Source organism: Streptomyces hokutonensis (assembly GCF_042751305.1).
GTDB lineage: Bacteria > Actinomycetota > Actinomycetes > Streptomycetales > Streptomycetaceae > Streptomyces > Streptomyces hokutonensis_A.
Genome location: NZ_JBHYWD010000013.1, coordinates 70,183 through 79,543, shown reverse-complemented (window position 1 = coordinate 79,543; position 9,361 = coordinate 70,183). Strand labels below are relative to the sequence as shown.

The 9,361-nt window shown below is 71.7% G+C and carries 9 protein-coding genes; 2 read left to right on the top strand and 7 right to left on the bottom strand.

The features are described from left to right. Positions 1-102: 102 nt before the first annotated feature. The 7 genes from ACFXC1_RS30925 to ACFXC1_RS30895 all read right to left on the bottom strand — a co-directional run bounded on the left by ACFXC1_RS30925 (position 103) and on the right by ACFXC1_RS30895 (position 6,604). Positions 103-924: an enoyl-CoA hydratase/isomerase family protein gene (locus ACFXC1_RS30925; RefSeq protein ID WP_381248627.1), complete on the bottom strand. Its 822-nt coding sequence runs from the start codon at positions 922-924 to the stop codon at positions 103-105. Next, positions 921-2,168, bottom strand: coding sequence for a cytochrome P450 (locus tag ACFXC1_RS30920; RefSeq protein ID WP_381248625.1), 1,248 nt, complete (start codon positions 2,166-2,168; stop codon positions 921-923). The genes ACFXC1_RS30925 and ACFXC1_RS30920 overlap by 4 nt, the downstream gene beginning before the upstream one ends. 89 nt (positions 2,169-2,257) lie before the next feature. Next, the gene (locus ACFXC1_RS30915) at positions 2,258-3,634 is read right to left on the bottom strand and encodes a cytochrome P450 family protein (protein ID WP_381248622.1); all 1,377 of its coding nucleotides are present in this window, start codon (positions 3,632-3,634) and stop codon (positions 2,258-2,260) included. Between the two features lie 8 nt (positions 3,635-3,642). Further along, positions 3,643-4,203 carry a GTP-binding protein gene (locus tag ACFXC1_RS30910; RefSeq protein ID WP_381248619.1) on the bottom strand — a complete coding sequence of 187 codons (561 nt, stop codon included), beginning with the start codon at positions 4,201-4,203 and terminating at the stop codon, positions 3,643-3,645. Positions 4,204-4,207: 4 nt separating this feature from the next. Next, complete coding sequence (locus tag ACFXC1_RS30905) at positions 4,208-4,594, bottom strand: DUF742 domain-containing protein (protein ID WP_093628763.1); 387 nt, start codon at positions 4,592-4,594, stop codon at positions 4,208-4,210. After that, complete coding sequence (locus ACFXC1_RS30900) at positions 4,587-5,414, bottom strand: roadblock/LC7 domain-containing protein (RefSeq protein ID WP_381249023.1); 828 nt, start codon at positions 5,412-5,414, stop codon at positions 4,587-4,589. Before ACFXC1_RS30900 ends, ACFXC1_RS30905 begins: the two co-directional genes overlap by 8 nt. Positions 5,415-5,434: 20 nt before the next feature. Beyond that, positions 5,435-6,604, bottom strand: coding sequence for an ATP-binding protein (locus ACFXC1_RS30895; protein ID WP_381248617.1), 1,170 nt, complete (start codon positions 6,602-6,604; stop codon positions 5,435-5,437). Between the two features lie 748 nt (positions 6,605-7,352). Between ACFXC1_RS30895 and ACFXC1_RS30890 the strand changes: the two genes are divergently transcribed. Together ACFXC1_RS30890 and ACFXC1_RS30885 are read left to right on the top strand one after the other, a co-directional pair. Continuing rightward, positions 7,353-8,015: an RNA polymerase sigma factor gene (locus tag ACFXC1_RS30890; protein WP_381248615.1), complete on the top strand. Its 663-nt coding sequence runs from the start codon at positions 7,353-7,355 to the stop codon at positions 8,013-8,015. Then, a complete protein-coding gene (locus ACFXC1_RS30885; protein ID WP_381248612.1) occupies positions 8,015-9,142 on the top strand; it encodes a hypothetical protein in 1,128 nt (375 codons plus the stop codon). The genes ACFXC1_RS30890 and ACFXC1_RS30885 overlap by 1 nt, the downstream gene beginning before the upstream one ends. The last annotated feature ends 219 nt before the right edge of the window (positions 9,143-9,361 follow it).

Here is a 9,361-nt window from a genome sequence, read left to right as displayed (position 1 = left end):
TTTTCCTCGTCGCGGGTCCCTCTTCTGCTTGTTGGTGGGTGGTTTCACACTTTGTGGGGGCTGGTGTGGGTTCACAACTCCCGCCCGCCACGGGCGTGACGCTCAGCGCGGCTGGGCGAGTTGGGCGGCGAGGAGGTGGGAGTCGAGCAGGGCGGTGTCGCTGGTGCGGGCGGCTTTCGCGTAGCCGGCGAGCATGCGTTTGGTCAGGACGAGCGCCTGCGGGGAGCGCCGGGCGAGGGGTCTGGTCCAGGCTGTGACGGCGTCGTCCAGCTGGTCGAGGGGGGCGACCTTGTGCAGGAGCCCGAGATGCTGGGCGGTGGAGGCGTCGAACTCGTCGCAGGTGAGCATGAGTTCACGGATCCGGGCGGCACCGGCCTCCGTGATGAGGCGCCCCATCGCGCCTCCCCAGGCGGGTGCGAGTCCGAGGCCGATCTCCGGCATCCGGAAGCGGCAGGTGTCCGCCCCCGCGCGCAGATCGCAGTGCGCGGCGAGTGCGAGGCCGGCGCCGATGACCCTGCCGTGCAGCCGGGCGATGGTGACGGCATGGGTGTTCTCCAGCGCCTGGCACAGCCGGTGGGCCTTGTCCGCGAGGCGCCGCAGCGTGGTCCCGGTCGGGTCGTCGGCCAGGGCCTCCTGGTACTCCCGGCGGTCCGCGCCCAGGCAGAAGTCCTCGCCCAGGGACGAGAGCACCAGGATCTGGATGTCGGGCTGGTCGTGGAGGCCGTCGAGTACGGCGATGAGCGCGTCCAGGACGGCGGAGCTCAGGACGTCGTCGTCCTGAGTGGACGGGTTGAGCCGTGCGTGGAGGACGGACCCGGTCCGGGTGAGGCTTACGGCGGCGGCCGGAGGTGCGGTCTCCGCGTCGTCCACGGGCTCCGACGCGGAGGCGTGCACAGCGGTACCGGAGGTTATTGGCGGGTTCATGTCAGTGAAACGTCCAGGTTCAGAAGTCGCCTGAACGCCACCCGGGGTGCCTGCACGGGGCGGCGGACCAGGGTGAGTCTCGGCAGGCGGGCGATCATGCGGCTGAGCAGGGTCTGTGCCTCCAGCCGGGCCAGGGGTGCGCCCAGGCAGTAGTGGATGCCGCCACTGAAGGCCAGATGGGTCGCCTTGCGCCGGGGCGCGAAGGAGCCGGGGTCGGTGAAGCGGGCGGGGTCGCGGTGAGCTGCGCCCACCATGAGGTGGGCCATCTCCCCGGCCTTGACCTCGGTGCCCTCCAGGAGGCAGTCCTCGGCGGCGACCCGGCTGATCACGTGGGTGGGAGGGTCGTAGCGCAGGGTCTCCTCCACGAACGCCGGGACCAGGTCCGGGTGTTCGGCGAGCAGACTCCAGCGGTCGGGCTCCTCGACCAGCAGGAGCGTCATCGTCGACAGCAGTGTCGACGTCGTCTCCAGGGCGGCCAGCAGGACGAACAGGGCGAGGAAGTAGACGGCTTCGTCGGCCTTGTCCCGGTCCGGTTCGAGCTCGTCCCAGGTGCTGATCCACCGGGAGACGGGATCGTCCCCGGGGTGTGCGCGGCGGTCGCGGATCAGCTCCAGGAAGTAGGCGCGCAGCTCCACCATGGCGGCGTCGGAACGGGCCAGTTGGCTGGCGTTCGGGAGTAACTCCTGGGTGAAGACCTGGTCGTGGGTCAGTTCACGGAGCCGGGGCCAGTCCGTGCCGGGCAGTCCGAGCCAGTCGCCGATGGTGGCGACAGGGAGTTCCTCGCTGACCAGTGCCGAGAAGTCGGCCTCTCCCGCGTGCAGGCGCTCGTGCAGAGTGTCGAGCAGCCGGTCGACGACCTGGCTCACCCGGCGGCCGATCTGTTCGATGGTGGAGCGGTCGAAGGAGCCCGCCGACCGGCGCACCCGGGTGTGCTCCGGAGGGTTGAGCGCCGGCATGGTCCGGCTGATCTCCCGTGCCGAGGGGGCGCTCCAGCGGGTGCGCGCCCCCTGCTGTTCCCGCCAGGCGGTGTCCGGTTCGATCCATACGCCGTTGCGCAGTACCTGGTCGCAGGTGCCGTAGCCGGTCACGAGGTGACCGCCCCAGGGCGCGGGGCTGACGGTGCCGCGCGCCCTGAGTTCTGCGTAGATGGGGAAGGGATCGGCCTGTCCCTCAGCCGTCCGAAGACGGGAGAACAGGGAGATGGTGGCCCGACGGTCCGTGGACGGAGTCGTGACGCTTCCCACGATGGTGGCTCCTCTCTGCCAGCCGCCATCCGTACCCGTGAGATGTTTGAATCATCCAATAACACAGTGCTTTCGTAGGGTTACTTACGTCACTCACCATTCACCCAGGCCCGGAAGCGGCTGAACATCCCGCCCTTGGGCTTCGGAGCGGCGTGCGACGGCCGGCTGAACGCGGCCGGCTGCGGCATCGCGGCGGCCGACGGCGCGGCCTGGGCGGAAGCCGGCCGCGCCGGGCGGGGCTTGGCCGCGGACGGCACCGTACGCGGGGTGTACCGGATCGGGACGGTCACCAGCTGACGGCTCCACGGCGCCGGCACCCAGGCGAGTTCCTTGAAGGGGACGCGCATCTCGACGTCGGGCAGCCGGTTGAGCAGGGACTCGACGGCCGTGGCCGCGATCATGAACGCCGGGTCCTTCGCCGGGCACGCGTGCGGGCCCGCGCCGAAGGCCAGATGGGCCTTGGAGCTGAGCTGCTCGCGGTGCGCGGTCAGCTTGGGGTCGTTGTTGGCGGCGGCGAAGGAGATCAGCACCGGGTCGCCCGCGTGCAGCGTCCGCTCGCCCAACTCGACGTCCTGGGTGGGGTAGTGGGCCGCGTAGTTGGCGATCGGCGCGTAGTTCCACAGGGTCTTGACGACCGCGTCCTCGACCGGCAGCCCGCTCGGCCAGTCGTCGCTGAGGTACAGCGCGGCGCTGGTGCCGATCGAGGCCGTCAGGGGCGCGGTGCCGCCGGAGAGCAGGGTCACCAGCTGGTGCAGCACCTCCTCGTCGGTCAGCCGGGAGGAGTGCACCATCAGCCGGGTGGTGAGGTCCTCGCCGGGCTGCCGGCGCTTCAGCGCGATCAGCTCGGCGAGCGCGCCGCCCAGGGTCTCGTCGGCACCCGGGGTGCCCTGGAAGATGCCCGTGATCCCGGCGATCACCCGGTCGCCGAGCTCGGGCGGGCAGCCGAACAGCTCACCGAAGACCAGCAGCGGCAGCGGCTGCGCGTAGGCGGACATCAGCTCCGCCTGACCCATGGCCTCGGAGCTGAACTGGCTGATCAGGTAGTCGGCCGACTGCTGCGTCAGCCGGACGATCCGGCTCTGGTCGACGGTCGCGAGACTGTCCGTGACCGCCTGCCGCAGCCGGGCGTGCGCCGCGCCGTCGCTGAACAGGGCGTTGGGCCGGTAGCCCATCATCGGCAGTGCCGGGCTGTCCGCCGGTATCGCCCCGTCGTTCAGGGCGTTCCAGCGGCGCGAGTCCCGCACGAACAGGGTCGGGTTCTGCAGGATGTACAGACTGGCGTCGTAACTGGTCACCAGCTCGACCTCGACGTCCGGCGCGATGTCGACCGGGGCGCTCGGCCCCAGTGTGCGCAGCTGGGCGTACATGCTCTCGGGGTCGGAGCCGAAGTCGGACCCGTACAGCGGGACGTTCCCGTGCGCGGGGCAGCCGGCCGGTGCCCCGGACGTGTCGAAGGGCTGTTGCATGCTGGCTCCTAGCCGAGTGAGGACAAGAGGTGCTTCACGAGCGTGATGAGTGCCTGCATCGAGGAGTCCTGGTCACGCACGTCGCAGTGGATGACCGGAGTGTCCTCGGAGATGTTGAGCGCCTCGCACACTTCGTCGAGTGGGAACTGGTGCTTCCCCTCGAAGGTGTTGACGCCGATGACATAGGGCAGACCGAACGCCTCGACCAGGTCGAGGACGGGGAACGTCTCCTCCAGCCGCTCCGGGTCCGCCAGGACCAGCGCCCCCAGCGCGCCCCGGGACAGCCCCTCCCACATCTGCTTGAACCGCTCCTGCCCGGGGGTTCCGAAGATGTAGAGGACCAGGTCCTCGCCGAGGGTGAGCCGCCCGAAGTCCATCGCCACGGTCGTGGTCGTCTTGTCCGGGGTGTCGGAGAGATCGTCGATCCCCTCGCTGGCCTCGGTGATCTCCTCCTCGGTCTGCAGCGGTTCTATCTCGGAGACACTTCCGATGTACGTGGTCTTCCCGACCGCGAAGTGGCCCACGACCAGGATCTTCACGGAGCGGGAGACGTCGGGATCCAGATACACGGGACTACGCTCCGGTTCGAATTCGCATCAGGCCGTCGAGCACGGCGGTCAGCAGGACGGGATCATGGCGTTCGGCATGGGGCACCGGATTGCGCACATGGATCAGGCCGTCCTCGGCCATCTGCGCCAGCAGAATGCGGACGATGCCCAGGGGCAGCCGGGTGTGGGCCGCGACCTCGGCCACCGAGAGGAAGCCGTCCGCGATCAGATCCAGGACCGTACGGGCTTCCGGGGCGAGCGTCCGGGCCGCCGCCACGGCACCGTCCTGGGCCGTGATGATCGTGGTGTGCTCGTACTCGCTCTCCCGTGGCAGCGCGCGACCCTGCGCGATGACGAAGAGTGGGACTAATGGGGCCGTCAGCTCCAGCTCGCCGTCCAGTTCGTCACTCATCGCCGGTCCTTCCTCCCCGGGCCGCCGACCCGGCGGTCAGCGCCGGCATCGTGTCGCCCAGACGTACGGTGAACTCCTCGATGTCACAGCCGTGTTCGGCCGCCGCGGCGAGGAAGGCTCCCTCGCCGGCCGCGATCAGGAACACCCAGCCGTGCTCGAACTCGATGACCGTCTGCATCCACTCGTCGTCCTGCTGCCCGCCCGCGAACGGCGCGGTAGCCCGGCTGTAGGCGTGGATGCCGGTCATGGCCGCCGAGATCGTGTCCGCGAGATTCCTGCCGATCCCCGAACTCGCCCCGCGCGGCAGCCCGTCCGCGCCGAGCAGCAGCGCGTGCAGCGCGCCCGGCACCGACGCCACCGCCTTGTCCAGCTCCGCGAGCAGGAAGACCCCGCCGCCCCCGCCGTCCAGCGGTGCCCCGGCGCCGTCCCCGGGGTGGGCCACGTCGGCGCCGGCCACCCGCGCCGGGACCGTCAGGTTGTTGCCCAGCCGGGAGACCAGCCGGTTCATCCGGAACGACAGCTGCTCCATGTCGACGTCGGGCTCCGCGGCGGCGGCCAGATAGGCACCCTGACCGGCCCCGATCAGGAACACCCAGCCGTGCTGGAACTCGATGACCGTCTGGATCCAGTTCCGGCTCGGGGCCAGACCCGCGAAGTGGGCGGTGGCCCGGCTGAGCGACTGCATCCCCGCCATGGCCGCGGAGATGGTCCGCACGTCCTGGCCGGACAGGTCGTCCGTGGACCCGCGCGGCACACCGTCGGCGGACAGCACCACGGCGTGCCGTGCTCTCGGCACGTTGTCCACGATGTCCTGGACCATCCAGGACAGGTCTCCTGTACTCATGCGTTTTCGGACCCTCCGGGCGTCGGAATGTCGAAGGAGGCCGTGTCGCGCGCGGACTGCGTACCGCGCTGCAGGGCCGCCAGGCTGCCGGTGCCGCGCCGGGCACTGCGCCGGGGCGCCTGCTCCCCGCCGGTGGTGACACCGGTGGGCGAGATACGGGAACCACGCTTCGGCAGACCGCCCGCCGTACGCGCCGACCGTCCGGTCTCCATCGGCCGGATGGTGCTCACGGGCGCCTCGGTGGCCGGCGGCAGGGCCTCCTCCATGGTCCACAGCTCCTCGGGCAGGAGTACGACGGCCCGTACGCCGCCGTACCGGGAGACACCGGTGACATCCACCGTGAAGCCGTGCTGACGGGCGATCAGACCGATGACGGGGAAACCGAACTTCGGCTGCGTGCCCAGCTGGGACAGCCGGGGCAGACCCTCGCCGGACAGCAGCGCGCCGGCCCGCTGCCGGTCCTCGTCGCCCATGCCGACGCCGGCGTCGTCGATGACGATGCACAGGTTCTTCTGGGCCTGGCGGAAGGTGACCTCGATCGGGGCGTCCGCCTGGGAGAAGCTGGCCGCGTTGTCGAGGAGTTCGGCCACGGCCAGGGCGACCGGCGCGACGGCCGAGGCCTTCAGCGCGATGCCGCTGGGCTGCATGATCTCGACCCGCTGGAAGTTGCGGATCTGGCTCTGCGCGCTGCGGACGACGTCGTAGACGCTGGCGGGCTGGTTGCGGCGGCCCAGCGGCGCGCCGCACATCACGGCGATGCCCTGCGCTTTGCGGGCCATCTGGGCGTTGGCGTGGGTGATGTCCATCAGGTCGGAGAGGACCGCGTGGCCGCCGTACTCGCGCTGGACCCCGTCCAGCAGCGTGGTCTGCTCGGCCGCGAGGCTCTGGAGGAAGCGGGCGGCGCCCTTGAGGACCGACTTGGTGTTCTCCTCGGCGGCCTGCTCCGCCTCGCGGATGACATCGTCCTGCTCGTCCCGCAGCGTGGCCAAGGCGGCCTGGGCGCGGTCGAGTTCACCCTGCGCGTACCGCAGCCGCGCCTCCAGCGCGGCCTCGGACTCCTTCTTCCTCCTCCCCAGGGCTCTGCTGCGGAGCACGAGCGCCACGACTGCGGCTACGGCTGTCACCGCTATCGCAACCAGGCACCAAAGAAGCACGTCTTGAGTCATGGAAACCTTTCCCGGCGCGTGGCACGCAGGCGTCATCGGGGGTACGCCTTGCAAGGATCCGCAACCCGTCCAGGGGACTGCATGACTGACCTACGCGGAGAGATGACCGCGTTCAGACTCGAGGCCTGAACAAAAGTGGATCAAGGTCGCAGACGGCGGAATGCTATCACCGTCAACCGTGCGTACCGGAGGCCACTCCATCGGGTTTCACGGAGTTAACACGCCTGCTGCGTAAGGGGTGTTGGCCCTACCGGGGGACCGGGGTCCGCGACGCCGCAGGCTGGGCCTTCGGGAGCCCGCGCCGCTGCCGGATTCAGTCGAGGCGCGGCTCTGCGGGGGCTTCGCCGGACGGCGACCGGATCGTTATCGGGTCCCGCTCCGAGACCGCCTCCGCGGCGTCGGCGACGAGCGCTCGTTCGTGTTCGTGGTAGAAGCCGGCGGGGACGCCGGGACACATGCGCACCGGCGGACGACCGTGGCCGGATGCGGACGCCGTCGGGTCGGCGCGACGGCCGTCGCGGCAACGGCCGGGGCCGCCACCCCCCACAGGAGAGGCCCCGGCCGTCGCGCGGCACGGGCCGCGCGGCGGCCCGTACTCTCTACAGCGTCAGGAGTGCGTTTTCTGTCACACCGCGCGCCCGAAGCAAGTAGTTGCGGGTTGTACTGCCATGGACGAGGAGCGGTTTCAGGTCGTAACGTGCCTTTCGCGCCGGAGGGCGGCCGCGACCGACAAAATTCGAGGGACCACGTGCTGGGGGACGACGCGGAGCTGACCGCCGCGGTGCTTGCGGCACAGGACGGGGACGAGACCGCGTTCCGGACTGTGTACCGCACGGTGCACCCACGGCTGCTCGGATACGTACGGACGCTGGTCGGCGAACCCGACGCCGAGGACGTGGCGTCCGAGGCCTGGCTGCAGATCGCCCGTGACCTGGACCGGTTCAGCGGGGACGCGGACCGGTTCCGCGGGTGGGCGGCCAGGATCGCGCGCAACCGCGCCCTTGACCACATACGGATGCGCGGCCGCCGCCCCGCCGTAGGCGGCGACGAGACCGAGCTGACCGGCCGCGCCGCCGAGTCCGACACGGCGGGCGAGGCCATCGAGGCGCTGGCCACCGACCGCACCCTCTCCCTCATCGCCCAACTGCCCCAGGACCAGGCCGAGGCCGTCGTCCTGCGGGTGGTGATGGGCCTCGACGCCAAGACCGCCGCGGAGACCCTCGGCAAGCGGCCCGGCGCCGTCCGCACGGCCGCGCACCGCGGTCTGAAACGGCTCGCGGAACTGCTCGGCGGCGACCCCGAATCGGCCGCGGCTCTCGACGCCCTGCCACCCCAGCGAGACCCGCGCGACCACGCGGTGACGTCCGCCACTGTGACGCATACGCGCGCGCGGACGCAGAAGGACATGTGATGGCCGACGAGCGCCCTGCTGTGCCGGGGGACACCCCCCGGACCCCCGGCCGATGGCTGGACCGCGAAACCGCTGAACTCCTGCTGCGCGGCGAGTCCCTCGACGCCGTCGACCCGGCCGCCCGCGCCCAGGCCGAACGGCTCGCCAGGACCCTCGGCGCGCTGGCCGTGGAACCCACCTCGGGCAAGACCGAACTCCCGGGCGAGGAAGCCGCGTTGGCCGCCTTCCGGGCCGCGCGCACCGGCAACGATGTCGAGCGCTCCGCCCTCGGCCGGCCCTCCCGCGCGCACTCCTCCGACGCCGGTCTTGTCCGGCTCGGGCGGCCCGTGGAGACCGTACGGGGACCGCGCCTGGGCGGACCCGCGCGGTTCGGGCTGACCGCGGCGCTCGCCGTCGGACTGGCCGGCGGGGTCGCGGTCGCGGCCGGTACGGGCGTCCTGCCGTCGCCCTTCGACGACCCGACGCCCGCCGCCTCCGTCTCCGCCGCCGCGACCCCGGACCGCCCGCTGATCTCGCCCTCGCCCAGCGGCACCTTCGGCTCGGGCACCCCCTCGGCGGGCGGTACCACGGCCGGCTCCGACGACTCCTCCTCCGGCGAGGCGGTCGGCGGCGGCACGGACCGCACCCCCGCCGCCGGCTCCGGTGACGACGAGTCCGTCCACTCGGGCAGCTGGTGGAGCGCCGTCGCCTCCTCCTGCCGCGCCGTGCGCGACGGCAAGTCCCTGGAGGCCGGCCGCAAGCGCGCCCTGGAGGGCGCGGCGGGCGGCACCTCCCATGTGTGGACGTACTGCAAGGGCCTGCTCAAGAAGACCGGCGGCGGCTCGGACGACCAGGGCACCGGCAGCGGCGACGGCAAGAACGACGGCTCCCAGAGCGGACCCGGCGGCAGCCAGGGCGACCAGAGCGGCGGCCAGGGCGGTGACGACACGGGCAACGGGACCATAGCCCCGCTCGCCCCGGGCGGCGGCAGTGGCAGTGGCAGCGGCGGAAGCGTCGGCGGCCACAAGGGCAACGGCGTGGTTGCCACCCCGCTCCCCTCCGCCTTCGCCCCGCTGGCCCGTCGGACGCCGTCCACCCCCGCCTCCTCGCGGACACCGGCGCCGGCCCCGACGTACAGCGCCCTCTGACCTGCGACTTCATGACGCGCGAAACTTTTTTCGCGCGGGGTGTGACGTTTTCGGGCCCCGTGGCGCAGTACTGAGTGAGCCGACTGGTCATCGGCCGTCGCACAGAGCCGGGGGTTCCCCCCGTACCTTCGGCTCGTGCACTCGGCGCGGGGGGGGGGGGGGGCGCCCCCCCCCCCCCCCCCCCCCCCCCCCCCCCCCCACACCCCCCCCCACCCCCAC

Coding starts and splice junctions, on each gene's coding strand:
- ACFXC1_RS30925 (WP_381248627.1), bottom strand. CDS start 924: ATGAACCCGCCAATAACCTCCGGTACCGCTGTGCACGCCTCCGCGTCG.
- ACFXC1_RS30915 (WP_381248622.1), bottom strand. CDS start 3,634: ATGCAACAGCCCTTCGACACGTCCGGGGCACCGGCCGGCTGCCCCGCG.
- ACFXC1_RS30905 (WP_093628763.1), bottom strand. CDS start 4,594: ATGAGTGACGAACTGGACGGCGAGCTGGAGCTGACGGCCCCATTAGTC.
- ACFXC1_RS30900 (WP_381249023.1), bottom strand. CDS start 5,414: ATGGTCCAGGACATCGTGGACAACGTGCCGAGAGCACGGCACGCCGTG.
- ACFXC1_RS30895 (WP_381248617.1), bottom strand. CDS start 6,604: ATGACTCAAGACGTGCTTCTTTGGTGCCTGGTTGCGATAGCGGTGACA.
- ACFXC1_RS30885 (WP_381248612.1), top strand. CDS start 8,015: ATGGCCGACGAGCGCCCTGCTGTGCCGGGGGACACCCCCCGGACCCCC.